The organism is Nonomuraea sp. IBHARD001 (assembly GCF_056106265.1).
The window spans coordinates 2,141,273-2,167,823 of record NZ_JBWBBW010000002.1 but is presented as its reverse complement, the minus strand read 5'-3'; the positions used below and the strand labels follow the sequence as shown (position 1 = coordinate 2,167,823).

Annotated in this window: 22 protein-coding genes and 1 pseudogene; 10 read left to right on the top strand and 13 right to left on the bottom strand. The window is 68.4% G+C overall.

The features are described from left to right. Nucleotides 1-3: 3 nt before the first annotated feature. Nucleotides 4-1,182, bottom strand: a complete 1,179-nt coding sequence (locus ACTWNK_RS12110; protein WP_474304000.1) for an ROK family protein — start codon at nucleotides 1,180-1,182, stop codon at nucleotides 4-6. A gap of 90 nt (nucleotides 1,183-1,272) precedes the next feature. Between ACTWNK_RS12110 and ACTWNK_RS12105 the strand changes: the two genes are divergently transcribed. The 3 genes from ACTWNK_RS12105 to ACTWNK_RS12095 are packed head-to-tail and all read left to right on the top strand — an operon-like array spanning nucleotide 1,273 to nucleotide 4,541. Further along, nucleotides 1,273-3,081, top strand: a complete 1,809-nt coding sequence (locus ACTWNK_RS12105; protein ID WP_474303999.1) for an endonuclease/exonuclease/phosphatase family protein — start codon at nucleotides 1,273-1,275, stop codon at nucleotides 3,079-3,081. An 8-nt stretch (nucleotides 3,082-3,089) separates the two neighbouring features. Further along, nucleotides 3,090-3,539, top strand: a complete 450-nt coding sequence (locus ACTWNK_RS12100) for an RrF2 family transcriptional regulator (RefSeq protein ID WP_474303998.1) — start codon at nucleotides 3,090-3,092, stop codon at nucleotides 3,537-3,539. A gap of 33 nt (nucleotides 3,540-3,572) precedes the next feature. Continuing rightward, nucleotides 3,573-4,541 carry a DNA-formamidopyrimidine glycosylase family protein gene (locus ACTWNK_RS12095; RefSeq protein WP_474303997.1) on the top strand — a complete coding sequence of 323 codons (969 nt, stop codon included), beginning with the start codon at nucleotides 3,573-3,575 and terminating at the stop codon, nucleotides 4,539-4,541. Between the two features lie 7 nt (nucleotides 4,542-4,548). On the opposite strand, the gene ACTWNK_RS12090 is transcribed toward ACTWNK_RS12095, so the two are convergent. From ACTWNK_RS12090 to ACTWNK_RS12065, 6 genes are all read right to left on the bottom strand, one after another. Further along, entirely contained in the window at nucleotides 4,549-4,905 is a 357-nt protein-coding gene (locus tag ACTWNK_RS12090) for a helix-turn-helix domain-containing protein (protein ID WP_474303996.1), read from the bottom strand. A gap of 262 nt (nucleotides 4,906-5,167) precedes the next feature. Then, complete coding sequence (locus tag ACTWNK_RS12085; protein ID WP_474303995.1) at nucleotides 5,168-5,680, bottom strand: CinA family protein; 513 nt, start codon at nucleotides 5,678-5,680, stop codon at nucleotides 5,168-5,170. Further along, the gene (gene pgsA, locus ACTWNK_RS12080; protein WP_474303994.1) at nucleotides 5,677-6,249 is read right to left on the bottom strand and encodes a CDP-diacylglycerol--glycerol-3-phosphate 3-phosphatidyltransferase; all 573 of its coding nucleotides are present in this window, start codon (nucleotides 6,247-6,249) and stop codon (nucleotides 5,677-5,679) included. Before pgsA ends, ACTWNK_RS12085 begins: the two co-directional genes overlap by 4 nt. Then, nucleotides 6,246-7,655, bottom strand: coding sequence for a 30S ribosomal protein S12 methylthiotransferase RimO (gene rimO / locus ACTWNK_RS12075; RefSeq protein ID WP_474303993.1), 1,410 nt, complete (start codon nucleotides 7,653-7,655; stop codon nucleotides 6,246-6,248). Before rimO ends, pgsA begins: the two co-directional genes overlap by 4 nt. Nucleotides 7,656-7,712: 57 nt before the next feature. Further along, complete coding sequence (locus ACTWNK_RS12070; protein WP_474303992.1) at nucleotides 7,713-8,480, bottom strand: helix-turn-helix domain-containing protein; 768 nt, start codon at nucleotides 8,478-8,480, stop codon at nucleotides 7,713-7,715. 78 nt (nucleotides 8,481-8,558) lie between these two features. Next, complete coding sequence (locus tag ACTWNK_RS12065; protein WP_474303991.1) at nucleotides 8,559-11,039, bottom strand: DNA translocase FtsK; 2,481 nt, start codon at nucleotides 11,037-11,039, stop codon at nucleotides 8,559-8,561. Between the two features lie 127 nt (nucleotides 11,040-11,166). Here ACTWNK_RS12065 and ACTWNK_RS12060 point away from each other — a divergent pair, with 127 nt between their 5' ends. After that, nucleotides 11,167-12,003, top strand: a complete 837-nt coding sequence (locus ACTWNK_RS12060; RefSeq protein WP_474303990.1) for a metallophosphoesterase — start codon at nucleotides 11,167-11,169, stop codon at nucleotides 12,001-12,003. 821 nt (nucleotides 12,004-12,824) lie between these two features. On the opposite strand, the gene ACTWNK_RS12055 is transcribed toward ACTWNK_RS12060, so the two are convergent. Then, a complete protein-coding gene (locus ACTWNK_RS12055; protein ID WP_474303989.1) occupies nucleotides 12,825-13,520 on the bottom strand; it encodes a GntR family transcriptional regulator in 696 nt (231 codons plus the stop codon). Nucleotides 13,521-13,631: 111 nt separating this feature from the next. Between ACTWNK_RS12055 and ACTWNK_RS12050 the strand changes: the two genes are divergently transcribed. From ACTWNK_RS12050 to ACTWNK_RS12035, 4 genes are all read left to right on the top strand, one after another. Continuing rightward, on the top strand, nucleotides 13,632-14,288 hold the full coding sequence (locus ACTWNK_RS12050; protein ID WP_474303988.1) for a tyrosine-protein phosphatase: 657 nt from the start codon (nucleotides 13,632-13,634) through the stop codon (nucleotides 14,286-14,288). Nucleotides 14,289-14,506: 218 nt separating this feature from the next. Continuing rightward, nucleotides 14,507-15,781 (top strand): MFS transporter, encoded by a 1,275-nt coding sequence (locus ACTWNK_RS12045; protein WP_474303987.1) that lies wholly within the window; start codon nucleotides 14,507-14,509, stop codon nucleotides 15,779-15,781. 318 nt (nucleotides 15,782-16,099) lie between these two features. Continuing rightward, the gene (locus ACTWNK_RS12040) at nucleotides 16,100-17,128 is read left to right on the top strand and encodes a YihY/virulence factor BrkB family protein (RefSeq protein ID WP_474303986.1); all 1,029 of its coding nucleotides are present in this window, start codon (nucleotides 16,100-16,102) and stop codon (nucleotides 17,126-17,128) included. A gap of 368 nt (nucleotides 17,129-17,496) precedes the next feature. Beyond that, entirely contained in the window at nucleotides 17,497-18,621 is a 1,125-nt protein-coding gene (locus ACTWNK_RS12035) for a hypothetical protein (protein WP_474303985.1), read from the top strand. A 374-nt stretch (nucleotides 18,622-18,995) separates the two neighbouring features. Here ACTWNK_RS12035 and ACTWNK_RS12030 read toward each other — a convergent pair whose 3' ends face one another. The 3 genes from ACTWNK_RS12030 to ACTWNK_RS12020 all read right to left on the bottom strand — a co-directional run bounded on the left by ACTWNK_RS12030 (nucleotide 18,996) and on the right by ACTWNK_RS12020 (nucleotide 21,910). Next, nucleotides 18,996-19,529 carry a DUF402 domain-containing protein gene (locus ACTWNK_RS12030; RefSeq protein ID WP_474303984.1) on the bottom strand — a complete coding sequence of 178 codons (534 nt, stop codon included), beginning with the start codon at nucleotides 19,527-19,529 and terminating at the stop codon, nucleotides 18,996-18,998. A 10-nt stretch (nucleotides 19,530-19,539) separates the two neighbouring features. Beyond that, nucleotides 19,540-20,313 carry a response regulator transcription factor gene (locus ACTWNK_RS12025; RefSeq protein ID WP_474303983.1) on the bottom strand — a complete coding sequence of 258 codons (774 nt, stop codon included), beginning with the start codon at nucleotides 20,311-20,313 and terminating at the stop codon, nucleotides 19,540-19,542. A gap of 70 nt (nucleotides 20,314-20,383) precedes the next feature. After that, nucleotides 20,384-21,910, bottom strand: coding sequence for a sensor histidine kinase (locus ACTWNK_RS12020; RefSeq protein WP_474303982.1), 1,527 nt, complete (start codon nucleotides 21,908-21,910; stop codon nucleotides 20,384-20,386). 117 nt (nucleotides 21,911-22,027) lie between these two features. Between ACTWNK_RS12020 and ACTWNK_RS12015 the strand changes: the two are divergent. Next, nucleotides 22,028-22,684 (top strand): annotated as a pseudogene (locus ACTWNK_RS12015) (ABC transporter ATP-binding protein); the annotation flags it as partial. 89 nt (nucleotides 22,685-22,773) lie between these two features. After that, on the top strand, nucleotides 22,774-23,541 hold the full coding sequence (locus ACTWNK_RS12010) for an ABC transporter permease (RefSeq protein WP_474303981.1): 768 nt from the start codon (nucleotides 22,774-22,776) through the stop codon (nucleotides 23,539-23,541). Between the two features lie 312 nt (nucleotides 23,542-23,853). Here the strand turns inward: ACTWNK_RS12010 and ACTWNK_RS12005 are convergent, their stop codons facing one another. Continuing rightward, nucleotides 23,854-25,539, bottom strand: coding sequence for a ribonuclease J (locus ACTWNK_RS12005; RefSeq protein WP_474303980.1), 1,686 nt, complete (start codon nucleotides 25,537-25,539; stop codon nucleotides 23,854-23,856). 54 nt (nucleotides 25,540-25,593) lie between these two features. Beyond that, nucleotides 25,594-26,505, bottom strand: coding sequence for a 4-hydroxy-tetrahydrodipicolinate synthase (gene dapA, locus ACTWNK_RS12000; RefSeq protein WP_474303979.1), 912 nt, complete (start codon nucleotides 26,503-26,505; stop codon nucleotides 25,594-25,596). Between the last annotated feature and the right edge of the window lie 46 nt (nucleotides 26,506-26,551).

The window sequence follows — 26,551 nt, the reverse complement described above, 5'->3', positions numbered from 1 at the left end:
GCCTCAGGAGCTGAAGAGTTCCTCGCGGGCCTGGTCCAGGGCCGCGAGGACGGCTCCGTGCAGGACCGCATTCTGCTCGACCTTGGTGGTGACCACCTCGGGCCTGATCGGGCAGATCCTCGCGACCGCCTCCTCCACTCGGGAGGTCAACGCAGCTCCCCCGGCATGGCCGACCTCTCCTGCCAGGACGACCATGCCGGGGTCGAGCACCACGCACACCGAGGCGACGCCGAGCGCCAGCCGCGAGGCCACCTCGTCGAGCATGGCCTCACCGGCGCGCCCCGCCGCCACCGCGGCCTCGACGCACTCGGCCGCGCTCGTGCCCTCGAACCCGTGACGCCTGGCCAGACCGGTCACGGCCTCGGAGCTGACCAGCGACTGCAGACCTCCGGCCAGCGTCGGCAGCCGGCCAGGCACCACGACGACCTCCTCGGCCAGCGGCACGCCGGGCACCGGCAGATAGCCGATCTCGCCCGCGCTGCCCGACCTGCCGCGGTGCAGCCTGCCGCCGAGCACGACCGCGAGGCCGAGCCCACGGCCGGCCCACAGCAGCACGAAGTCGTCTGCTCCCCTGGCCGCTCCCGACTCGCGCTCGGCGATGGCGGCGAGGTTGACGTCGTTCTCGATCGTCACCTCGCGCCGCAGGTCACGGGCGAGCGCCTCGTGGATGCCCTCGTGCCAGCCCGGCAGGTCGAAGGAGAAGCGCACGTCGCCGCTGCGCGGGTCGACGACGCCCGGCGTGCCGATGACCACGCCGCGCAGTTTGGTCAGCGCCACCCTGGCACTCCTGCACGCCTTGACCACGGCGCTGTGCACGACCGAGACGGGATCGTCGTGCCCGTTGGGCGAGACGGTGACCTCGGCGACCGTGCGGCCGTGGATGTCGGCGATGGTCGTGGAGACGAGCTCGGGACCGACGTCGAGGCCGGCGACATACGCGGAGGTCGAGACCACCGAGTAGAGCGCGGCATTGGGCCCTCTGCCACCGCCCTGCTCGCCGACCACTTCGACCAGGCCACGCTCCTCGAGCCTGGCCAGCGTCTGCGAGGCGGTCACCTTGGACAGGCCCGTCATCTCGCCGATCTGGCCTCTGGTCATCGGGCCAGACGTCAGGAGCAGCTCCAGAGCGGCCCTGTCGTTGATCTCCCGCAGCAATCTGGGCACACCAGGACGTCGCTCCACGCTGTTTCCCACCGTCAATTCATCAATGTTGTTGGAAGTTTAGCGCTCATGCGCCTTGCCAGCCTGGACAGGCCGACATGAGGATGGCTCATGCCCATTTCCCGGGGCCCGGTCTTACTGCTCGGGCTTGGCGTCGTCGTCCTCTTCGACGTTCTCCGTGTGTTTCTGCCGTCGCTGATCACCCTGTTCGGGCGGGCCGGAGAGACGCCTGCCGAGCTCATGGGAGCCTACGCGGCTGTATGGTTTCTCGTCCCCTTCATCGCCGCCCTTTTTCACCCGCGTCTGAATCTGATCGTCTCCGGGATCGCCCTCGCTCTGCTCCGCGTGGCCCTGCAGGCCTTCCCCGGTGGTCCGGCGCAGCTCTACCTGTCCTCGGTCGCGGTGAGCGCGGGCCTGATCTTCCTGTACGGCTGCGCCCGCACCCTGGCCCGTGCGGACGTGCCCGCCGGGCTCACGGGCGGGGTGGCCGTCGCGGTGACGGCGCATCTGCTGCTCGGCGGCGTCGATCTGGTCTGGCGCGACGGTGTGGGGCCGTGGATCGGCGTGATCATCGTGTGCGGGGCGCTGGTGACCGCCTGTGCGCGCCTGACGCCGCCTGTGACGGACGAATTGGCCCCTTCTGGGGTTTGGGTGCTGTTCGGGCCTGTTCTGCTGCTGGTGGGCATGTACGGCCTGACACCGCCGGATCCTGCTCCGCTCGCAGCCGGTAGTCAGGCCCTGGCCGCCGCCTGGCTGCTCGGCGCGACGTTCCTGGCCGGGCTGGTGCCGTACGGGCGATGGATCGGTGCGGTGCTGGTGCTGGGCGGTTCGCTGGGGTGCGCGCTGGGCGGCTGGGCGGGCGTCGCGCAACTTCTCGCCGCCGCGCTCGGCTGGGGGCTCGGCACGCTGGCCCTGACCGGCCGGGCGCCACGCAGGCCCGGAGTCGCGGTGCTCTCCGGGATGCTCCTGTTCCTGGTCGCCACATTCGTGTACTACGCCGCCTACGACATCGTGCTCGGCTTTCCGAACGTCGTGGTGCCGATCGGGGTGGCGTTCGGGGTGGCGGTGGTGCTCCTCAGGACGCCTGCCGACTCTGCGGCGCCGCCGCGTCCGTCCGCGCGGGGTGTCGGCGCCTTCCTGGCCGTCTCGCTGGTTCTCGCCCTGGCCGTGGGTCTGGTCTGGAGCGGGCCCGCTCCCGCCGTGCAGGCCGTGCGGCGCGACACGTTCACGCTGGTCGCCTACAACATACGGATGGGCTTCGGCCTCGACGGCAGGCTCTCGCTCGACGCCATCGCCTCGTGGGCCGCCGGACGCAGGCCGGATGTCGTCCTGCTCAGCGAGGTCGACCGGGGCTGGCTGCTCAACGGCGGGCACGACGACCTGGCCCGGATCGCCAAGGGCCTCGGCATGCGCCACGTGTTCGCCCCGGCCGCCGACCGGCTGTGGGGCGACGCCGTCCTGACCAACCTGCCGATCACCCGGATCGCCGGCCACCCCCTGCCCGCGTACGGCAAGGCGACGGGCGCGCAGGCCCAGACCGTCGTGCTGGAGGTGGGCGGCAGGCAGGTCGCGCTCGTCAACACGCATCTGCAGGCTCCCGACGAGCAGGCCCGGCACGTGGCCGACCTGGTGACCGGGTTGCGGGCGGACGGTCTGCCGGTGGTCGTCGCGGGCGACCTCAACCTGCGTCACGGTGACGCCGGAATGAAAACGTTGCTGGCCGCGGGGCTGAACGACCCGCTGCTGGCGATGGGCGACCCGCCCACCTCACCGGCCGACCGGCCGGTCGAACGTATCGATCATGTCCTGCTCGGCGAAGGGGTGAGCGCGGTGTCCGCCGACGTTCCGCACGTGCCGTACTCAGATCATCTGCCCGTTGTGGTGGCCTTGCGGCTAACCAGTGTTGGCCAGGCGGGATAATCGGTTACATGCGTCTTTCCGCTCGTGTCGACTACGCCCTCCGAGCCGCCGCCGAACTGGCCGCCGCCGGAGCGGGCCCCACCACGGTGGGTGAGCTCGCCAAGGAGCAGGACATGCCGCCCAAGTATCTGGAGAACATCCTCCTCCAGATGCGCAGGGCCGGTCTGGTCCGTGGCCAGCGCGGCCCCGAAGGCGGCTATGTGCTGGCCCGTCCCGCCTCCGAGATCTCACTCGCCGATGTCATCAGGGCCGTCGACGGCCCCCTCGCCAATGTCAGGGGGGAGCGGCCCGAGCACGTCGGCTACCGGGGACCCGCCGAGGCCCTGCAGACCGTCTGGATCGCCCTGCGGGCCAGCGAGCGCGCGATCCTGGAGGAGGTGACGCTGGAGCACGTCGCCACCGGCGCGCTGCCGGAGAGCGTGCGCAGCCTGTCGGCCGACCCCGCCGCCTGGGACTGATCCGGCGCTCGGCTCTTTTCTAGACTGGACGGCATGCCAGAGGGAGACGCCGTCCACAGAACCGCGCGCAGGCTCGGCGCCGCCCTCGACGGGCGGGCGCTGACCAGATCCGACTTCCGGGTGCCCAGGCATGCCACCGCCGACCTCACGGGCCGGCGGGTGCTGGAGACCGTCTCCGTCGGCAAGCACCTGCTCACCCGGGTCGAAGGCGCGCTCACCGTGCACACGCATCTGCGGATGGACGGCTCATGGCGCATCGCCGAGCACGGCCGCCGCTCGGCGCCGGGCGACATCGTCCGGTTGATCCTGGCCAATGCCGAATGGCAGGCCACAGGGGTCAGGCTCGGCATGGTGGACCTGCTGCGCACCGAGCACGAGGACAGGGTCGTCGGCCATCTGGGCCCCGACCTGCTCGGCCCCGGCTGGGACCCGGCCCAGGCGGTGCTGCGGCTGCGCGAGAAACCCGGCGTGACGATCGGCGAGGCGCTGCTCGACCAACGCAATCTGGCGGGCATCGGCACGATCTACCGTGCGGAGACGCTGTTCCTCAGCGGGCTGTCGCCGTGGCGGCCCGTGGGCGAGGTCGATGATCTGGAGGGCGTGGTCACGCTGGCGCAACGCCTGCTGGCGGCCAATGTCGGCGAGCCTGCACCACCGCGGGAGGGTGGTTCACGAGCGGCTGGGAGGCGGTCCGGGGGCGCGGGAGGTCGTCGGTGGACGGTCCCGATGGAACGGCGAGCCGTCGCCGGCGCGGACGCCGGGGAGCGCGAGGTCGAGGCCATGACCGTCGCGGCCGGTGTGGATCCACGATGGGATCGCTGGGAGGTCGTCACCACGGGTGATCGACGACCGGGGTTCCGGACGTGGGTATACGGCAGGACCGGACGGCCCTGTCACCGATGCGGCACGCGCATCGGTCGTACGGAAATGGGGGCTGGAACGCAGGAGCGCCTCATCTTCTGGTGCGCCCGCTGCCAGCCTGGCGAGCCCTATCGGCCCTGAGGGGTCGTCAGGCGGCCACCATGTCCTTGACCTCGGGGAACAGCGGCTCGGACATCGAACCCGGCACCGTCTCGGCCAGCGGCAGACGCTCACGCTCGGGCACATCGGCCAGCACGGGGGCGGCCTGAAGCTCGGCGAGTGCGAACTGGTCGGAAACCTCGCGCAGCACCTGGGAGAGGGGAACACCGAGAGCGCCGCAAATGGATGCGAGCAGCTCGGAGGACGCCTCCTTCTGACCTCGCTCCACCTCGGACAGGTATCCGAGCGAGACACGGGCCAGCGTCGAAACCTCACGAAGAGTGCGCCCCTGCCGCACTCTCAGCCGCCGCAGCACGTCACCGAGCAGCTGACGCAGCAGGATCATCTGTCGCTCCCTCCCCGGGACCGAGGCCTTGGCCACGCCCCGCGCGATCGCTTTGATAGGCGGCGCTTCGCCAGTTTTCTTCTTCGCTCCGTACATACTCCTCGCCGTCATCTTCTGGCGGCCGACGGCCGCTCTGGGCCCGCCCGCCGGGCTTTCGCTTGTCAATGGCTCACGGACCTCACTCACAGCTCCACCGTACCCGTATCCACCGACAGCGCGTCAGACCGTGTATCGCATGTTCGCTGGGGACGTAACACGGTAATCATCGGGAATGTTCCCCCACGTTCGCCTCCAGCACACCTGTTAGCAGATCAACGGCCTCGTGCACGGTCTCTACCCTGATCTGCTCGCGTGACCCCCGTAGATTCAGGGATCTGTGCCAGATTCGGGCGCCGGGACCGGCGACGGCGACGTGCACCCGGCCGACCGGCTGTCCGTCCTGCGGCTGCGGACCGGCCACCCCGGTGACCGCCAGGCCGTAGTCGGCGCCGCACACGCGCATGACACCGGCCGCCATGCCCGCCGCCACCTCGGGATGCACCGCGCCCTCGCGTTCGAGCAACGCGCCGGGCACGCCCAGCAGGTCGCGCTTCAGCTCGGTCGCATAGGAGATCACCCCGCCCCTGAACACCGAGGAGGCGCCCGCCACCGAGGTGATCGCGGCTCCGATGAGCCCGCCGGTCAGCGACTCGGCCACGGCCACCGTCACGCCCGCCTCACGCGCCGCCTTGAGCAGGCGCGCCACCCTCGTCCCGCCCGGCGACGCGGCACTCACTGCGCCCTGGCCTGCCTGGCCACCTGGCGCAGCCGTACGGCACGCACGACGTAGTCGACACCGGTGCCCACCGTCACGAGAACGGCCAGGCCCATCACCGCGCCGCGAAGCAGCGGCGGAATGCCCGGCAGCAGGTACAACATGATCGCGCCGATCTGCAGCACGGTCTTGATCTTGCCGCCGTAGCTGGCGGGGATCACGCCGTCCTTGATCACCCAGAACCTCAGCAGCGTGATGCCGAGCTCCCTGGTCAGGATCAGCAGGGTGACCCACCAGTGCAGCTCGCCCAGCCACGACAGGCTGACCAGCGCGGCGCCGGTGAGCGCCTTGTCGGCGATCGGATCGGCGATCTTGCCGAAGTCGGTGACGAGCCCGTAGCGCCTGGCCAGCTCACCGTCGAGATGATCGGTGAGCGAGGCGACGGCGAACACCACGAGCGCGCCCAGTCGCCACCCGTTGCCCGGCAGGAACATACAGACGACGAAGAACGGGACGAGCGCCATCCTGAGCACCGTGAGGACGTTGGCGATGTTCCACGGGCTCACCACGCGGCGCTCGTCCTTGGTCATGGACCGGCCTTGATACGCGCGATCAGGTCGACCCCCTCGGCGTCGACCACGACCGCGCGGACGATCTGGCCCGGCACCAGGCCGATGCCCTGCACCGTGACCGAGCCGTCGACCTCGGGGCCCTGGTGCGCGGCCCTGCCTTCGTAGCCCCCGTCGCCGAGGTCCTCGTCGATGAGCACGTCGACCTCGGTGCCGATGCGGTCCTCGGCCCGCTGGGAGGTGAGCTCCTCGGCGAGTTCGGTGAGGATGCGCACCCGCTCGTCGACGATCTCCTGGTCGAGCTTGCCCTCGAACCCGGCGGCCTCGGTGCCGTCCTCGTCGGAGTAGCCGAACACGCCGATGACGTCGAGCCTGGCCTCCTCCAGGAAGCCGACCAGCTCGCCGAACTCCTCGTCGGTCTCACCGGGGAAACCGACGATGAAGTTGGAGCGCACACCGGCCTCGGGGGCGCGGTCGCGGACCATCTCCAACAGGTCGAGGAAGCGCTTCGGGTCGCCGAAACGCCGCATCCGACGCAGCACGGAACCGCTGGCGTGCTGGAAGGACAGGTCGAAGTAGGCGGCGACGCCCTCGGTGCCCGCGATCACGTCGAGCAGGCCCGGACGCAGCTCGGCGGGCTGCAGATAGCTGGCGCGCACCCGCTCGATGCCCTCGATGGCCGCGAGCTGGGGCAGCAGCTTCTCCAGCGCCCGCAGGTCGCCGAGGTCCTTGCCGTAGGAGGTGGAGTTCTCCGACACCAGGACGAGCTCGCGCACGCCCCGGTGCGCCAGCCAGTCGGCCTCGGCCAGCAGGTCCTGCGGCTGGCGCGAGACGTAGGCGCCGCGGAAGGCCGGGATGGCGCAGAAGGTGCAGCGCCTGTCGCAGCCGGAGGCGAGCTTGAGCGAGGCCACCGGGCTCTCGTCGAGCCGCTTGCGCAGCACACGGGGCCCGCTGGCGGGCGCGAGCCCGTCGGGCAGGTCACCGTGGCCGGGGATGTTGGTCTTGGGCGCGGCGGCGCGGGCCACCGGCGAGATGGGCAGCAGGGTGCGGCGGTCACGCGGCGTGTGCGCCTTGAGCGACTTGCCCGCGAGCACGTCGTCGAGGCGCTCACCGATCTCGGTGTAGTCGTCGAAGGAGATCACCGCACTGGCTTCGGGCAGCGCCGAGGCGAGCTCGTTGCCGTAGCGCTCGGCCATGCATCCCGCGGCGACCACTTTGGCCCCGGAGTCGGCGGCGGCCAGCAGAGTGTCGATGGAGTCCTTCTTGGCCGAGTCGATGAAGCCGCACGTGTTGACGACGACGACATCGGGGTCGTCGTCTCCGAGCTGCCAACCGGCAGCCTCAAGTCGCGCGGCGAGTTCTTCGGAATCGACCTCGTTGCGCGCGCAGCCCAGTGTGATCAGCGATGCTGTTCGGCGGGAAGACATGGTGAACACTACGGTATCGGGAGTTGGCCACTACCCGGCGCACCTCCCCCCTTCTCGTCAGCGTCGGCGTGGGGCCGTAGGGCCGAACGAGCGCCGCACGGTCTCGCCCGTGTCGCCGAGCGTGCCGAGATTTCTGCCGTTGACCTGCACGGATACGGCGCTGCCGTCGGCTATGAGCACTCTCACCTCCGACTTGGCGCGGAACGTGCCGCTCTTGCCCTTACGCAAGGTGCCGGCGAAGATTCGGCGACCCTTGGCGTCCCGGACACTCAGATAAGCCGATCTTTTAGCCTTTGCCGTAACTACCACCATATTGCTGGGCTTGGTGGTGGATTGTGCTTTCGCAGGCGGGCGCGGGGCGGCCGAGACGGGCAGATTGGGCGGCACGGTCGGCACACTGGCGACCTGTCGTATCTCCGCCGTCGGCGTCTGCCCGGAACCGCCCATCACCCGCACGACGCCGAACACGACCACGATGGCGAGGGCGACGGCCAGGGCGGTCGTCCAGTTGGGGCCGCGCCGCTCGCGCAGCTTGACCTTGCGGTCGGTCTGGAACACGGTCGCGGCCCGCACCGGCAGCGGCACACCCCCGTGCTGCTCGTCGTAGAGGTGGACCATCGCCTCCGGGTCGAGCCCCACGACCTTGGCGATGCTCCTGATGTGCCCGCGCGCGTAGAAATCGCCCCCGCACAGCGAGAAGTCGTCACGCTCGATGGCGTAGAGCAGCGCCTCCCTGATGCGTGTGGTGGCGCTGAGCTGCCCCACCGTCAGCCCCGCCGTGCGTCTCGCCTCCGCGAGCGCAGCCCCGATGCTCTGTTCTTTCACGACAAACGCCTCCCCGCCCCTGACGCTGCGTAGTGGTCCCTATTCAACCAGCTATCAGGGGGAGGAATGCCGCCGGGGTCACTCGCCGCGCAGGTCGGCCAGCAGTCCGGGCAGGTCATCGGGCTTGAGCAGCACCTCACGCGCCTTCGAACCCTCGCTCGGCCCGACGACGCCACGCGATTCGAGCAGGTCCATGAGCCTGCCCGCCTTGGCGAAGCCGACCCTGAGCTTGCGCTGCAGCATCGAGGTCGAGCCGAACTGCGTGGTGACGATCAGCTCGGCCGCCTGGATCAGGACGTCGAGGTCGTCGCCGATGTCCTCGTCGATCTCCTTCTTGACCGCGACCACGGCGACGTCGTCGCGGTACTCGGCCTGCATCTGCGTCTTGCAGTGCGCGACGATCTCGGCGATCTCCTTCTCCGAGACGAACGCGTTCTGCAGGCGCAGCGGCTTGGAGGCGCCCATCGGCAGGAACAGCGCGTCGCCCTGGCCGACCAGCTTGTCGGCGCCCGGCTGGTCGAGGATGACGCGCGAGTCGGTGAGCGAGGAGACGGCGAAGGCCAGGCGCGAGGGCACATTGGCCTTGATCAGGCCGGTGACGACGTCGACCGAAGGTCGCTGGGTGGCGATGACCAGGTGGATACCGGCGGCACGGGCCAGCTGCGTGATGCGCACGATGGAGTCCTCGACGTCACGCGGCGCGACCATCATGAGGTCGGCGAGCTCGTCGACGATCACCAGGAGATACGGGTAGGGCTGGTAGACGCGTTCGCTGCCCGGCGGCGGCACCAGCTTGCCCGCACGCACGGCCTTGTTGAACTCGTCGACGTGCCGGAACCCGCTGGCGGCCAGGTCGTCGTAACGCCTGTCCATCTCGCCCACGACCCATTCGAGGGCTTCGGCGGCCTTCTTCGGGCTGGTGATGATCGGCGTGATGAGATGCGGGATGCCCTCGTACACACTGAGTTCGACGCGCTTGGGGTCGACCAGCACCATGCGTACCTCGTCAGGCGTGGCGCGCATCAGGATCGAGGTGATGAGGCCGTTCACACAGACGGACTTGCCCGCGCCGGTCGCGCCCGCGATGAGCAGGTGCGGCATCTTGGCGAGGTTCGCCACGATCGTTCGGCCTTCGACATCCTTGCCCAGTCCGACGATCATCGGGTGATGATCGGCCTGGGCGACCTGCGAGCGCAGGACGTCGCCGAGCGAGACCAGGTCCTTGTCGGCGTTCGGGATCTCCACCCCGATCGCCGACTTGCCGGGAATCGGGGACAGGATGCGCACGTCCGCCGACTTCACGGCATAGGCGATGTTCTTGGTGAGCGCGGTGACCTTCTCCACCTTGATGCCCGGCCCGAGCTCGATCTCGTAGCGCGTGACGGTCGGCCCCCGGGTGAACCCGATCACCTGCGCGTCGATCGTGAACTGCTCCAGCACACTGGTCAGCGCGTTGACCACCGTCGTGTTGGCCTTGGTCTGCGGCTTGGGCGCACTGCCCGTCTTGAGCGTCTGCAGATCGGGCAGGACGTACGGCCCGGCCTGGGGCGAGAGCACGAGCTGCTCGACCTTGCGCGGCGCGGGCGAGGGCTCGGGCGGCTCCAGCTTGCGCGGTGCCTCGCCCTGCTCCTCCTCGGCGTCGACCAGGCCCGGCACGATCTCGGGCGAGTGGTCCGGCCGTTTGGTCTCGGTGACCACCGGCGTGTCGTACGGCTTGACGGTGTCGCCGACCTCGGGACCCGACGGCTTGCGCGTGCGCTTCCTGACCGGCGCACTGCCGGGAGCGCCCTTCTGGAACAGCATGTGCTGCAGCTCGGCCAGCCGCTCCGGGATGCGGTGCACCGGCGTCGCGGTGATCACCAGGATGCCGAACCCCGACAGCAGCATCAGCAGCGGGATCGTGATGAACGGCGGCAGGATGCTGTGCGGCGGCGCCGACACGATGAAGCCGATGATGCCACCGGCCTGCGACACCTTGTCCATGCCGTCGCCCTTGCCACCCGAGGGGTAGGGCACGTTGCCCGCCACGTGGATGACGCCCAGGATGCCGATGAGCAGGGCGCTCCAGCCGATGACCATGCGGCCGGTGTCGGCGTTCTGGTCGGGGTGGCGCAGGAACCGCCAGGCCAGCAGCCCGAGCAGCAACGGCAGCGCCCAGGCCAGCGACCCGAAGACCCCGTGCATGACGATGTCGACGACCTGGGACACCGCGCCCTTGGCGTCGCGCCACGTCATCGCGGCCAGCACGATCGCGCCGCCGAGCACCGCCAGGCCGACGCCGTCGCGCCGGTGCGCCGGGTCGAGCTCGCGCGCGCCCTTGCCGAGGGCTCTCGCCGCTCCCCCGATGCCGTTGGCCACGAGCATCCACAGCCCGACGATGAGCTTGCCGATCATCGTGAACACCCACGTGATCGGGTCCGGATGCGTCGCGTTGGTCTTGCGGGCCGGCGCGGGTCGCTTCGTCCTCGACGGGGCGGCCCGCTTGGCGGGGGGCGTGCGGGTCGACGTCGTGCGCTTCGCCGGGCCCTTCGCTGCGCCCTTGGGCGTACGGGTGGCCATGATGGCAAACCTACGACGCCGCTCTCCCCAACGGGAGGAGGCTCGCCGATCCGGGGCAAATGTCCGACAGGCGGAATTCATATAGATGACTGGTCGGGTTCAGCCGCGTAGGACAGCGTGTCTCGCCATGGACTACAGGTACACACTCATCCACCTGTCCGACACCCACGTGGTGGCCGACGGACTGCTGCACGGCACGACGGACTCGACCCGGTCCCTGCGCGAGGCCCTCGACGCGGTCGTGGCGTCCGGACAGCACATCGACGCGATCATCGTCTCCGGCGACATCACCGACCAAGGGGACGAGGCGTCCTTCCTTGTGGCGTCGAGCCTGCTGCAGAACGCGGCCGGGCGGCTGTCCGCGGTCGTCGTACCCGCCATGGGCAACCACGACGACCGCACCGCCTTCCGCGCCGCTTTCCCCGCCGTCTCCGTACGGCCTGCGTCTTGTGATCATGTGACGATGGTCGGAGGGCTGCGGATCGTCACGCTGGACTCCAGTGTGCCCGGCGCCCATCACGGCGAACTCGACGCCTCGCAACTCGCCTGGCTCCGTACCGAGCTCGCCACGCCCGCACCGCACGGCACGGTCCTCGTGCTGCACCACCCGCCGATCCCCAGCGCGCTACCCCTGATGGACGGCATCGGGCTACGCGATCCACACCGGCTGTCCGAGGCACTCATCGGGTCGGATGTACGCGCGATCCTGGCGGGGCATACGCATTGTGCGACTTCTGGGGCGCTTGGGGGGATTCCTGTGTGGGTCGGGCCCAGTAGTGCGTACTCGGGGGACGCGTTGGCGCCCGAAGGGTGGACTCGTGGGGTGGCGTCGCGGGCGTTCGGGCGGGTGGATGTGTCGGGTGGTGGGGTGGTTATGACGGTGGTGCCGCTTGGGGGTGGGGAGGCGGTTTACGAGGTGGAGACGTCGGTCATCTTGGGGTACATGGCGGCGCATGGGGGGTGATGGGGGTGGCATGGGGGGTGGGGTGATGGGAGTGAGGTGATGGGGGTGAGGGGCACCGGGGTGGGGTGATCGGGGTAGAGGTGATGGCGGCGGGAGTGATGGCGGTGGGGGTGTTTGGTGTGCGGCTGGCCTGTGGCGGGCAAGCGCCCCAGCAGCGTCGCCCGCATACTCGCGCCGGGTAACGAGCAGGCACTGGACGCCCTCGCACCGATGGCCCAGGACGCCTCGCACGCCCACCGAAGGCCGGTACGAGCATGCGTTGAACACCTGCACCCGGCAAACCCACTTCCCCGCTTCCCCACGCCCCCGCGCACCCGCGTTGCCGTGCACCCGCATTGCCGTGCGCTTGCATCGCCGTGCACCCCAGACATCCCAGACACCCGAGCCCCGCACCGCCGCAGACCCTCACACCTCCACCTCTGCGGCCCCTCACACCCACACTCGGCAAACCCAGTCCCCCGCTCTCCTCCTGTCCCCGCAACCCCGTGCACCCGCACACCCCAAACACCCACAGCCCCGCACTTCAGTGGGCACCACAGCCCCACATGCCCTACATCCCCCACAACCCGCACCTCTGGCAGCCCTTCGTACCCGCACACGCATTTCTGCAGCCCCTCACACCCCTACGCCCACACCTCCTGCAGACACGTGGGGACAGGCTGCCCGCACTCAACCCCGAGCCCCCGCACCCCCACTCCCCATAGCCCCTAGACCACAGCCCCAAGCCCTGTAGCCACCAGGCCACAGCCCAAGCCCTGGGCCCGCACCACCCACACCACCCACACCACCCACACCACCCACACCAGGGATGCGACAACCACCTACGCGTAGCGAGTAACGAACGAGATCCGATCCCCCCTGCAACGCCGTTCGACATGACACAAGGGCTTGCCGTCAAAGGCGACAAGCCCCTCGCGTACAAGCACCGGAGCCCCGGGGTCAACCCCCAGCACCGGCTGATCGGCCGCAGTGGCGAGATCAGCGGACACCGCATGCCAGAGGTACACGTACGCAGACCCGGCCCCCTCAAGCGACCCCAGCACCCCCAGCCCCGGATCGACCTCCACCTCGACCCCCAGGTGATAACGACTCACCACACAAACGACACCGCCCGCCCGCAACCGCGTGACGATCTCGTACACCGGCCCCTCGACCCCCAGATGCCCGGCCGCGACAGGATGATCGACAAGCCCTCGCGACACGACCTCCTCGCCGTCCGCGAACGTAGCGGCCAGCCCCTCAACATCGTGCGGATGGTGTCGACGGGTGGCCGGGTCGATCGACACCTCGATACGGCGAGGGCTGGTCCTGACGAAGCTGCCCAGCCCCTGCCTGGTTTCGACCAGTCCCGCACGCCTGAGTTCGACCATCGCCTGCCGCGCGGTCAGCCGGTGTACCCCGTGCGCGGCGGCCAGCGCATCCTCCGTGGGCAGCCGCTCGCCCGGCGCGAGGTCCCCCGACTCGATGCGAATCCGAAGGCCTGCGGCGATCTCCCGGTAGCGGGCCTGTCTGGACACGCGGGTCACTTTACGGCCAAGCGCCACAACCCGGCCGATTTGCCGGTGTGTTCATCCGTCGTCCACATGACCGCTCCACTCGCGTCGTCGAGGCACTCATATATATGACCCATGCCTCTCCTGAACCTCCGCGACGTGGCCACAGCCGACCCCCGCCTTCGCCCCGGCCGTCTGTACCGCTCGGCGCAGCCGCACACGCTCTCACCGGCCGACACCGCCTTCGCCCGGAGCCTGCGCCTCATCGTCGACCTCAGGAGCGCCCCCGAACGCACCCCCTCCGACTGGTCCGAAACCCACGGGCACAACGTCGCCGTATCCCTGCCCGGCCTCACCGGCTCCCCCGCCGACCTGACCGGCCTCCCACCCGACATCACCCTCGGCGACCTCTACGTCCTCATGCTCGACCACAAAGGCCCTTGGTTCGCCTCGATCCTGGCCGAACTCGCCGAAGGCCTGCCCGCCCTCGTCCACTGCGCCGCAGGCAAGGACCGTACCGGCCTGGTCATAGCCCTCACCCTCGCCCTCCTGGACATCCCCCACTCCGCCATCATCCGCGACTACACCCAAACCACCCATTCCCTCCCCGCCATCCTCACCATGCTCCCCACCACCACGCCCTCCCACCCCGCCCTCCTCGAAGCACCGCAGTCCGCCATGCAGACCTTCCTGAACGCCCTGACCGACCGAGGCGGCCCCGCCCACGTACTCAAGGGCCACGGCCTGTCCAGCACCCACATCACCCAACTCCACACCGAACTACTCACCTAGAACCCAGCAGAGCTCAGCCACAGCAACACGCTCACCAAGACCACCCGAAGCGACACCGAAGAGCACCTCAGTCCGCCGAGAGCCCTTCCGCCGCCCTCAGCCCCGCAGCTCCTCGGTCAATCGAAGCGCCCACCGCACCATCCCCCACCTTCCCGTTCACTCCCACCCCCTCCGCCCTCCCCACCCACTTCCACTCCCGCGTCTCCCCGGAGAACCACATGTCCCTCACCCTCACCCCCGAAACGCCACCCCCTGCCCCCGCCTCCACCAAACGCGGCCTCATCACCGCCATCGGCATGGCCGAACTGTTCTACGCCGCAGCCGGAGCCCTCCCCCTCCTCCTCGGCCTGGGCATGAAGATCCAAGAACTGGCCCCCCAAGGCAAGGAAACAACCCTTGGCCTGGTGGCAGCGCTGGGCGGCATCGCCACCGTCCTGGCGAACCCGATCAGCGGCCACCTGTCCGACCGCACCACCAGCAAGTACGGCATGCGCCGCCCCTGGATGCTCGGCGGCTCCCTCGTGGGCCTGGCCGGATTGATCATGTTGGCCCTCTCCCCCACCATCGTCATGGTCGCCCTGTCCTGGATGGTCGCGGTATGCGGCTACCAAGCCATGGTCGCCGGCCTCACCGCGACAGTCGTCGACCAGTTCCCCGCCGAACGACGTACCCACGTAGCCGGCGTGTTCTCCATGTGCAACGTCGTCGGCGTCGTACCCGCAATGCTCCTGTCCCAGGTACTCAAGGGATCACTACTCCTGCAGTTCACGATCTGCGGCGCCCTCGCCGTTACCGCGGCCAGCGTCCTGTGCGCCCTCCTGCCCGACCGACGACTCCCGCACGCCGAACGCCGCCCGATCAGCCTGCGCACCCTCGCCGCCGCCCTGCTCGTACTCCCCCGCGGCGCACGCGACTACCGCCTGCTCTGGCTGCAGCGTCTCCTGGTCAGCTTCGGTTTCGCCCTGATCTCGTCCTACTCGCTGTACTACCTGCAGAGCCGCCTGGCCATGCCCACCGCCGATGCCGCCGCCCTGGTAGGCATCACCGTGATCGTCAGCACCCTGCTGTCCGGCCTGTTCGCCTACCTCGGCGGCCGCCTGTCCTCCCGCACCGGCAGAGGCCGCCCCTTCGTCCTGTGGGCGACCGTCGTACTCGCCGCCATGCTCATCCTGAAAGCATCAACCGCCAGCGTGCCCGTAGTGATCCTCGTCGCCGTCATCTCAGGCGCGGCCACCGGCGTCTACTACGCAGTCGACCTGGGCCTGGTCACCCAAGTACTCCCCGACGAACGCGACGCAGGCCGCTACCTCGGCGCCTTCTCCATGGCCAAACACCTCCCCAGCGCCATCGGCCCCGCCATCGCCCCCCTCCTCCTCGGCATCGGCACCGACCCCTTCACCAACGGCCCCAACTACTTCCTCCTCTTCCTAACCTGCGGCCTCCTCACCCTGACCGCAGCCCCCTTGGTAACCCTCCTCCGCACCGCCCCCTAACCCCCTCCCCACAACAACACCCCCACCCACCCAAAACCCCTACCTGCACCATCTGCACCACCTGCACCACCTGCACCACCTGCACCACCTGCACCACCTGCACCACCTGCACCACCTGCACCACCTGCACCACCTGCACCAGAGCATGATCAACCGCCCCACTCCCGCGAATCCACCCCAGCCCTCTCCACTCCCTCAGCCCCACCCCACGCCACCCCCTCGCTCCACTACCGACCCCGCCCCCGCCCCCAGGCCCTCCTCACCCCCCGCCCAACAAGGCGACAAATCGACAAATCGGATGATTGGTACGCTCCCGGCGTGGGAACCGCGACCCGCGTGCCGCAGACACGCGACATGGAGCTCTCCGCCGACCACGCGTGGGACACCCTGCGGGAGTACGGCCGCTGGCACCTGGCCAGGGACTCCTTCGTCAGATTCCGGTACGGCGAAGGCATGACGAACTCCAGAGCTCTCGCCTTCCAGCTCTGCCTGTCGATCATCCCCGGCGCCATCGCCCTGGTAGGCCTCAGTACAGTCGTCAACCAGAAGGAACTCGGCCAAGTCCTCGAACTAGTCCTCGCCAGGCTCGCCCCCGACGGCAGCGGAACAGTAGTACGCGAAGTCCTCACCGGCAGCCACCGCCAGGCCACCCTCGCCCTCTGGCTCGGCTTCATCACCGCACTGTTCTCCCTGACCAGCGCCATGGCCCAGGTCGAACGCGGCGCCAACCGCCTCTACGGCGTCGAACGCGACCGCCCCTTCCACCGCAAGTACGGCCGCGCATTCATTCTGGCGATCACAGCCGGTTCCTTCATGACGGGCGGATTCGTCCTCATGGTCGGCGGCGGCGCCATCGGCCCAGCCCTGGCCGAGGTGTACGACTGGGGCCCCGGCGCGCTGCGCACCTTCGACATCGCCCGCTGGCCGACTGGCTTCCTCCTCACCATGCTCTCCACCTCGGTACTGTTCCGCGCCTCCCCACGCCGCCGCCAGCCCGGCCACTCCTGGCTGGCATTCGGCGCTTTCGTAGCCCTCCTGCTCTGGACCGTCTTCACCCTCGGCCTCGCCGTCTACACCGGCCAAAGCGGCTCATTCGACTCGACCTACGGCTCCCTGACCGCCGTCATGGCCCTCCTCCTCTGGTCGTTCCTCAGCTCCACCGCCCTCTTCCTAGGCCTCGCCTTCGCCGCCCAACTGGAAGCCGTCCGCTCTGGCACCCCCGCCCCCGCATCCCCAGACCCCGGCCCCACAGCCCAAGAAGAACGCGAACCCATAGTCGGCGCAGTAGGCATGGCCCTCTTCAACGCAACCCGAACCCTCCTCCGCCTAACCTCCCGCCGCCCCTAACAAGCCACAACCCCTCCACCACCCGCACCACCCGCACCACCCGCACCACCCGCACCAAGGCAAGCTCTTCTACCGCCCACCCCCAAACCTTTCTCGCCCCCCTTTCACACGCTTGCCCCTCCCTTCAATACCCCCTCCCCCTCCGCACCGCCACTTCGCCCCACCGTCACCTGCCCACCCCTGCCCCCGTTCGACCACACACCCGCCATACCAATTCCGACGTACCGCGTGAACAGCGCACTTTCGGGCAGAACGTCACAACGCAAAACAAAGCTCCCCCATCCGGGAGATGATGCGCATGAAAACGACACCCCTGGCCCGGAGAGGAAGCGCATGAACACCACTGCCTCGGCCAGGAGGCACAGCCGGTGAACACCATCGCCTACGTCTACCCATGGGACGTCGTCGGCGACCCAGCCGCCCCCGAACGCATCGCAGGACTCGGCGTCAACGCGGTAGCCCTAGCCGTCTCCTACCACTCGACCAGAGCCGCCACCCCCTTCCACCCGGCCCACCGCATCGTCGACGCCCGCCACTCCGCCCTCTACCTCCCGGTACGCCGCCACTCCTGGGCACGCCTGACCCCCGCCTCCCCTACGTGGACACCCCCAGACGCCTACCTCCAAGCCCGCGACGCCCTCAAATCAGCAGGCCTGCGCGTACACGCCTGGACCGTCATCACCCACAACACCTACCTGGGCACCACCCACCCCACCCTCGTCACCCGCAACGCCTTCGGCGACCCGTACCCCTACGCCCTCTGCCCCGCCCACGAGGACGTCATCGAGTACGGCATGCACCTGATCAGGGAGATCGTCGAGATCGCCGAGCCCGACGCCGTCATCCTCGAAGCATGCGGCCCGATGGGATTCGCACACTCCGGACACCACGAACAAACCGCCGGCGCCGACTGGAGCGACGTCGAGATCGACCTGCTGTCCCTGTGCTTCTGCGACGCCTGCGAACCCCGCTATCCGTCAGGCGCGAGAATCCGCGTCCAAGCCGCCATCGACACCGACCTCAACGCCCACTCGATGGAGGAAGCCCTCGGCCACCTCTCCCTCGCCATCCAGGAATCCCGCATCGGCCTGTCGGCAACCCTCCGAGCCGCCCTCTTGGCCGAGATTCCACCCCACATCCCCATCACCCTCCACGCCGACCCCGACCCATGGGCGTCAGGCCAGTTCGCAGCCCTCCCCGAAGGCGACCCCCGCCCCCAAGTCCTGGTAGGCAACTGCTCGAACAACCTCACAACCGACACCACCCGCCTACACACCCTCCGAACGCTGGCCGCCAAACACCCAGACCAACGCGTAGGCGCCCACATCCTCACCCTCCCCCCAAGACCCCCCACAGTCACCGCCCTAACCTCCCTAATCCACGCCTACACAGAAGCAGGCGCCCAAGAACTCCACCTCTACCACGCCGGCTTATCCAGCCCCACCCGCCAATCAACCCTCACAGAAGCCCTAAAACACCACCCCCACCCATAACCCCACACCCCAAGAACAGCGCCTTCACGCCTTCACGCCTTCACGCCTTCACGCCTTCACGCCTTCACGCCTTCACGCCTTCACGCCTTCACCGACAAAGGCTGCCCGCCTCAACGCACCTCGGCCGCTCCCAGACCAACCTCACCCCAGCGAGTCACGCTCCAAGCCCACCGCCGAAGCCCCACACCAATCTCCCCCCCGCAGGTAGCCACACAAGCCATCCCACCGCGCCCCAGCGATGCGCCCTCTCCCGCAAACCCAAGCCGAGGCTAGCTTCAACACCTCGATCCAAGACCTCCCCGCCGAACACACCCCATCGCACCCTCCGCCGCCCCTCACCCACCACCAGAGCGACGAAAACGCTGCCCCTCACCTCATCCCCGATCCCCCAAGATCGCCGCCGCCTCCCCTCGACCTACCCGATCGAGATACGGCACATGAGCCCCTCCAAACGGCCCGGCCTTTGTACCAACCGCCTCAAGCAACCACCGCGCCGACGCTTCCGCCTCCGCGATGATCTCGGCCGGATACCCAAGAACAACCTGATGCTCGGCGAACTCGTCCTCGTCATCAAGGATCAACGCCTTCTCATGAGGCAACACGACATCCAGATCGAGGTCGATCATCGTCACCTCGTCCCCCCGCCACTCAGGCACGGTACTGATATCGCAGTAAATATCCACAGGATGCGGCTGCGCATTGAACGTAGCCGTCCACCAAGCATCACGCGGAAACAGCATGACGAACGCCCGCTGCCACGTGATCAGCGGCCCGTCCCCCTTGCTCCCCTGAGTCCCAGCCGGACACCCGACCCAGACTCCGTACTCGTCTTCCCCAAGCAGCCACGCCGGATGATTCCAGTGCAGCGCCCCGCCGTACTTCCGGTAAACCACCCTTACCTCAGTCACCGCCGGGACGCTACGGCACACCCCGCCGTGTGACAACCACATTTCCGCTCCCACCTCCGCCAGCCGTTCCGCCCTCCGGCAAGCTCCCGCCAACGCCCTTCCCCACCTGCGCCCGCACCAGCCCACTCTCATACGCAGCGATGACCAGTTGTGCCCTATCCCTGGCCTCAAGCTTGGCGAGCAGACGCCCGATATGCGTCTTCACAGTGGCAAGACTCAGGTGAAACTCCTCGGCGATATCGGCATTGGAAAGCCCCTTGGCGATAGCCACCAGGACTTCACGCTCGCGATCGGTGATCCCCTGAACCTTCAACCGAGCAACCTGCTCAGCCGTCCGGCGCCCTCCGGCACCGCCGCGCGCTTCCGCCTCCGACAACCGAGCAAAGCGCCCGATCAGCCTGCGAGTGACACTCGGCGCAAGCAGCGCATCTCCAGCCGCGACCACCCGAATCGCGGCCAGCAACTCCGCAGGTGGCGTGTCCTTGAGCAAGAATCCAGACGCCCCAGCCCGTAATGCCTCAAACACATACGCATCCAGGTCGAACATCGTCACAACCAAGACCTTCGCCCCTCGACCAATCCGCCGGGTGGCCTCGATGCCGTCCATCTCCGGCATCCGCACATCCATCAGGACGACATCGGGCCGCACCTCCCGCGTACGAGCGACGGCCTCAACCCCCGTGGCCGCCTCCCCCACCACAACAAGATCAGGCGCCGAATCCACCAACACCTTGAAGCTCCCGCGCAGCAACGCCTGATCGTCGGCCACCAAGACCCGGATCACCGATCACCCCTCCCTCTGCGTTGAGACATACGCCTCCAAGCCAGCTGTCCGCCGCACACCTCCACAACAGTCACTGCAAATCCCCGTACGGCAGTGTCGCCACCACCTTGAACCCTCGCGCACCCGCCCCAGCATGTCCGGCATGAAACGCGCCGCCGTACACAGCCACCCTCTCCCGCATACCCATCAGTCCATGCCCTCCCGCCTTGGCAGGCAGTACCCGCCGACCAGGCCCATCGTCGGAGACCTCCACCCGCACCTCACGCTCATTCACTTCGACCAGCACGAGGCAGCTTGCCGGAGCCGCGTGTTTGACCACATTCGTCAGCGCCTCCTGAACGATCCGATACGCCGAAAGCGCCACCCCCGTCGGCGGTTCAGCCTCCCCTCGCACTTCCAATCGAGCGATCACGCCCGCCATCCTGGCCCGCTCAGCAAGAGCTCCAAGATCCCCAATCCCCGGCGTAGGCCTCCACGCAAGATCCGTTTCGCTATCCCCGAGACCAGCCAACCCAACGCCAGCTCCCGATGCCGTACCAGCAAGAGTCAGTGCGCCCGTATCTTCACCCAAGCCAACTCCCAGCTCGGCAGACCTTCCCTCTTCGTCCGTCACCTTGATCCGATCACTCCCGACGCCGCCCACACGAGACGTCCCCTCAGATGAGCCCGCCGCAAGCGTTCTCTGCATGCCGTCGGCCGACTCCGGCGCACTTTCCTCCTGCCAGGCCGCCATCCCCAGTTCATCGCCCTGAGGCCCTTCTACGCTGCGTCCAGCCCCACCATGCCCGGGCGAGGCTTCCCTCGCGTCATCCCCACGCACCGACGCCCCAGCCGTCCCATACCAACCCCACTCATCCCCGCCATCCGTCGGCTCCGACCGGAGGACGGCAAGCATGTGCCGCAACTCCCGTAAGGAGTCCCGGCTCACCCCTTCGATCACGCGTAAAGCGTCATGCGCTTCCTCAGGCCGAGTGCTCAGAACGTGATTGGCCACGCCGGCTTTGACCGCGATCACCCCCATGCCATGCGTGACCACGTCGTGCATCTCTCTGGCGATACGCAGGCGTTCCTCGCTTACCGCCCGCTCGGCCAGCCTGGTCGCTTCCCGCGCGGCCTGCCGTCGACGCTCGGCCACGGCACGCCCAATCGTCCATATGCCACCAAGGGCTGCTCCACGAAGTACGACATCGCCGATGACATCCCCCGCAGGCAGAGGAGCCCCAGCCACGGCGAGAGCCAATCCTGCCAACACCGTCGCCCCGGCGATGCCAAGCGTCGGCACGTGCCTGGCAGCTCGATCGTCGAGTGCCACCGCGTAGAGCGCGACGCAAGGAGCCAAGTAGGCGAACCCGATGATTGAACCGACTTCGGCCACCACTGCCATCGCAAGGACGAACACGAACACACCGACCGGCCAGATCCTGCGCACGCCCAAAGGAACGCCGAGGGCAAGCGGCAGCACGACCTTGATCCAGTCTGGACCGTCGAACTTTGATGCCACACTGAGGAAGGTCAGCGCGAAGGCCAGCCCGGCAAGGCAGTCAAGCCCGACCAGCTGCCTCCGGCTCATCCGCTTGGCCAGCAGCGACTCGTTCACCCCCTGAAGGTAGCTGCGGGCGTACGGCGAGCGCGTCAGACCTGGGTATGAGAACCGAGCCAACATCAGACCCTGCTCCGACGCGACGGCGGCCCTCGTTCGGCCAATCTCGACGGCATGATCGAGCTAAGAAATCTGACCAAGCGCTACGGCGCCACCGTGGCTGTCGACGACCTCTCGTTCCAGGTGGGACCTGGTTTGGTGACCGGCTTCCTCGGTCCCAACGGCGCAGGCAAGTCAACCTCCATGCGTCTCGTCCTCGGCCTCGACCGACCCACATCAGGCACTGCTCTCGTCAACGGCAAGGCATACCGTTCTCTGAGGCGACCATTGCACGAGGTGGGTGCACTTCTCGACGCCAACGCCGTCCACGGCGGGCGCAGCGCCTTCAGCCACCTGCACTGGCTCGCCGCGGCCAACGGCATAGGGCGCGAACGCGTATCCGTCGTTCTGGAGCACGTGGGACTGGCCGGCGTCGCGCGAAAGCGAGTCGGAGGTTACTCCCTCGGCATGAAGCAGCGCCTCGGCATCGCCGCCGCTCTGCTCGGCGACCCGGCGGTGCTGATGTTCGATGAGCCGGTCAACGGTCTCGATCCCGACGGCGTTCTCTGGATCCGTGGGCTGATGCGTGCCTTAGCCACCGAAGGGCGCACTGTCCTGCTGTCCAGTCATCTGATGAGCGAGATGGCCGTGACCGCCGACCGCATCATCATCGTGGGCCGGGGCCGCCTGCTGGCCGACGCGACGATGGCCGAGCTCAACGCGGCCCACTCCTCGCTGGAGTCGGCGTACCTGGCCCTGACCGCCGGCGACATCGACTACCGAGCCGCCCGATGATGCGCATTCGACACGGGAGGAGCGCGATGAGCGCTGAATGGATCAAGCTGTGGTCGGTTCGATCGACGTACTTACTGATCGCGATCTCCGTCGGAGCGGTGCTGTTGACGTACGGGATCGCGGCTGCGGCTGCGGCCTCGTTCGACGGCGCGCCTCCTGCGGCCAAAGCCTCCGCCCGGATGGCAGGGCTGGAGGAGGTGGCGTTGCTGGTACCGCAATTGTGCTTCGGGCTGATGGGGGTGCTCGCGATGACCTCTGAGTACGCGACGGGGCTGATCAGGTCCACCTTCACGGCGACGCCACGGCGCTGGCCCGTCCTCGCGGCCAAAGCTGGAGTGGTGGGCGGGATTGCGCTGCTGGTGGGGCCAGCGGTGGTCCTAGGCAGCTACTTCGTCGCACGGGCGACAATCGGGTCGCGGTTCATGGGGGTCTACACGACGCCGCTGGCGGATCAGCTCGGGCTACTGCTGGTGTGCGGCGTGTCGGTGGCGGTGTTCGCGCTGTTCGGCGTCGGGCTTGGAGCCGTGCTGCGCTCGACCGCAGCGGGTGTCACCGTGCTGGTGGCGATCACGTACGTGGTGCCGATCATCGTTGGGAACCTGCCGGAGCCGTGGAGCGAGCGGATCGGGTCGGTGATGTTCGGGGCGCTACCGAGAGAGATCACTGGAGGAGATCTGAGCAGCTCGGTGTTCGGAGGGCTGCTTTCGCCTCCCATGGCTGTCGTCGTCATGGGGCTCTACGCAGTCGTACCCCTGGGCGCGGGGCTGGCCATCCTGTTACGCCGGGACGCCTGACCCACCTAGCACCTGATACCGCCTCAGGCTCCGAGTAGCCACCAACCTGCCAACACCGCCTCGAACCGCCCTATCCCTCAAACGCCCGTTCCATGGCGCACCCGCGCACCCGCGCGCCATTCGCTACGGCGGAGCAGTCGTCAAGGCAGCCTCAGAGAAACCCTGCCAACCCCCGCAGACATGTCCATCTCGCCCAGCGCGGGTTCCGCCTCTCGCCAAGCCCGCCCCATCACAGGAGGAGCGTTCAACATGCTATGTGCACCCCTCGTATCCGGCCAGCGCGGCGACCGCGGCTGGCCGGATACGGGAAGGTCAGACCTCGACCACCACGGGGATGATCATGGGACGGCGACGATAGGTGTCGCTGACCCAACGGCCCACCGTGCGACGGACAATGCGGCGGACCTGCTGGAGGTCCACGACACCGTCGGCGGCGTTGTTCTCCAAGGCCTTCTCGATCTGCGGGATGATCTCGTCGAAGCGGTCGGGGTCGATGCCCGATCCGCGCGCGTGGATCTCCGGCCCGGCGGTGAGTTTGCCGGTGGTGGAGTCGACCACGATGACGACCGAGACGAAGCCCTCGTCGCCGAGGATGCGGCGGTCCTTGAGCGAGGTGTCGGTGATCTCGCCTACCGACGAGCCGTCCACGTACACGTAGCCGGCCGGCACCGCGCCGACGATCCTGGCACGGCCGTCGACCAGGTCGACGACGACTCCGTCCTCGGCGATCACGATGTGATCATCGGGTACGCCGGTCAACGCGGCGAGCTTGGCGTGTGCCCGCAGGTGTCGCCATTCGCCGTGTACCGGCATGAAGTTGGACGGGCGGGTCAGGTTCAGCACGTAGAGGAGCTCGCCCGCGGCCGCGTGGCCGGAGACGTGCACCTTGGCGTTGCCCTTGTGCACGACACGTGCGCCCCAGCGGGTGAGGCCGTTGATGACCTTGTTCACTGCGGTCTCGTTGCCGGGAACGAGCGAGGACGCCAGCAGGATCGTGTCGCCCTCGGCGATGCGGATCGCGTGGTCGCGGTTGGCCATGCGCGAGAGCGCGGCCATCGGCTCACCCTGCGACCCGGTGCAGATGAGCACCACGTCCTCCGGGGGCCATTCCTCGATGTCGCGGGCATCGACGATCAGGCCCGGCGGCACCTTGAGGTAGCCGAGGTCACGGGCCACGCCCATGTTGCGGACCATCGACCTGCCGACCAGCGCGATCTTGCGACCGTGGCGTTCGGCCGCGTCGACGACCTGCTGCACGCGGTGGATGTGCGAGGCGAAGCTGGCCACGACCACGCGCTTGGCCGCAGTCCTGATGACCTCGTCGATGACGGGGCCGATCTCACGCTCACTGGTGACGAACCCGGGCACTTCGGCGTTCGTCGAGTCGGACATCAGCAGGTCGACGCCCTCGGACCCGAGACGGGCCATGCCGCCGAGGTCGGTGAGACGGCCGTCGCTCGGCAGCTGGTCCATGCGGAAGTCGCCGGTGTGCAGCACGATTCCGGCCGGTGTGCGGATGGCGACCGCCAGCGCGTCGGGAATCGAGTGGTTGACCGCGAGGAACTCGCACTCGAACGGCCCGAAGCTGTGCCGCTCGCCCTCGACGACCTCGACCTTGACCGGCTGCATGCGGTGCTCGGTGAGCTTGGCCTCGATGAGGGCCAGCGTCAGCCTCGACCCGACGAGCGGAATGTCCCTACGCTCACGCAGGAGGTACGGCACGGCGCCGATGTGGTCCTCGTGCGCATGCGTCAGCACCACGGCTTCGATGTCGTCGAGCCGATCGCGGATGTACTCGAAGTCAGGCAGGATCAGATCGACGCCTGGCTGGTCCGGCTCAGGGAACAGCACTCCGCAGTCGACGATCAGCAGCCTGCCGTCGAACTCGAAGACGGCCATGTTCCTGCCGATCTCCCCGAGACCGCCCAGCGCGACGATGCGCAGGCCGCCTTCGGGAAGTCGCGGTGGCACGCCCAGTTCCGGATGCGGGTGGCTCACTGGGCGCCCCCTGACCGGCTACATCTTGTTCTCAAATCGTCCGTTCCTCCCCGTTCATACCAACTTCACTCCGCCGGCCACGAGGCAGGTCCTCAGCTCGGCGATCTGCTTGTCATCGGCGGCGACCAGCGGCAACCGCAGGCCTCCCACCGGGTGCCCGACCAGGTCGAGCGCGGCCTTCACCATGATCGCGCCGCCCGCCCTGTTCATGATCCCGTCCACCACGGGCAGGAGCTGCCTGTGTACGGCGAGCGCCCCGGCGACGTCGCCAGACCTGTGGAGGTCGATCATGCGGGCAAGTTCGGCGCCCACGACATGTCCGACAACGCTCACGAAACCAGCTGCGCCCATCGCGAGCCAAGCCAGGTTCAGCGTGTCATCGCCCGAGTAGAACGCCAGGTCAGTGGCGGTCAGAACCATCGAGCCCGCGAAGAGATCGCCCTTGGCGTCCTTCACGGCCACGATCCGTTCTTGCTGTGCCAGCCGTACCAGCGTCTCGGTGGTGATCGGGACGCCGCTGCGGCCGGGGATGTCATAGAGCATGACAGGTAGCCCGGTCGCATCCGCCACGGTGGTGAAGTGGCGGTAGAGACCCTCCTGAGGAGGTTTGTTGTAGTACGGCGTGACAACCAGCAACCCGTGCGCACCTGCGCGCTCGGCGGCCTTGGCCAGGGCGACACTGTGGTGGGTGTCGTAGCTCCCAGCGCCGGCGACGACGGTCGCGCGGTCACCGACGGCCTCGACGACGGCCCGGACCATGCGGGCCTTCTCCTCGTCGCTGGTGGTCGGGGACTCGCCGGTCGTGCCGTTGACGACCAGGCCGTCGTGCCGCTGCTCGTCCACCAGATAGGTGGCCAGGCGCTGCACACCCTCGATGTCGACCTCGCCGTTGGCGTTGAACGGCGTGACCATGGCGGTCAGCATGCGGCCGAAGGGGGCGTCGGAGGTTGCGTTGGGCGATGCCATAGTGCGAACGCTACCTGGATTCGCAAAAACCTTGGACCCCGACACC

What these genes read in the sequence shown, in the direction of transcription:
- ACTWNK_RS12050 (WP_474303988.1), top strand. Translation starts at nt 13,632, where the DNA reads ATGCCTCTCCTGAACCTCCGCGACGTGGCCACAGCCGACCCCCGCCTT.
- ACTWNK_RS12045 (WP_474303987.1), top strand. Translation starts at nt 14,507, where the DNA reads ATGTCCCTCACCCTCACCCCCGAAACGCCACCCCCTGCCCCCGCCTCC.
- ACTWNK_RS12095 (WP_474303997.1), top strand. Translation starts at nt 3,573, where the DNA reads ATGCCAGAGGGAGACGCCGTCCACAGAACCGCGCGCAGGCTCGGCGCC.
- ACTWNK_RS12060 (WP_474303990.1), top strand. Translation starts at nt 11,167, where the DNA reads ATGGACTACAGGTACACACTCATCCACCTGTCCGACACCCACGTGGTG.
- ACTWNK_RS12090 (WP_474303996.1), bottom strand. Translation starts at nt 4,905, where the DNA reads ATGATCCTGCTGCGTCAGCTGCTCGGTGACGTGCTGCGGCGGCTGAGA.
- pgsA (WP_474303994.1), bottom strand. Translation starts at nt 6,249, where the DNA reads ATGACCAAGGACGAGCGCCGCGTGGTGAGCCCGTGGAACATCGCCAAC.
- rimO (WP_474303993.1), bottom strand. Translation starts at nt 7,655, where the DNA reads ATGTCTTCCCGCCGAACAGCATCGCTGATCACACTGGGCTGCGCGCGC.
- ACTWNK_RS12065 (WP_474303991.1), bottom strand. Translation starts at nt 11,039, where the DNA reads ATGGCCACCCGTACGCCCAAGGGCGCAGCGAAGGGCCCGGCGAAGCGC.
- ACTWNK_RS12105 (WP_474303999.1), top strand. Translation starts at nt 1,273, where the DNA reads ATGCCCATTTCCCGGGGCCCGGTCTTACTGCTCGGGCTTGGCGTCGTC.
- ACTWNK_RS12010 (WP_474303981.1), top strand. Translation starts at nt 22,774, where the DNA reads ATGAGCGCTGAATGGATCAAGCTGTGGTCGGTTCGATCGACGTACTTA.
- ACTWNK_RS12100 (WP_474303998.1), top strand. Translation starts at nt 3,090, where the DNA reads ATGCGTCTTTCCGCTCGTGTCGACTACGCCCTCCGAGCCGCCGCCGAA.
- dapA (WP_474303979.1), bottom strand. Translation starts at nt 26,505, where the DNA reads ATGGCATCGCCCAACGCAACCTCCGACGCCCCCTTCGGCCGCATGCTG.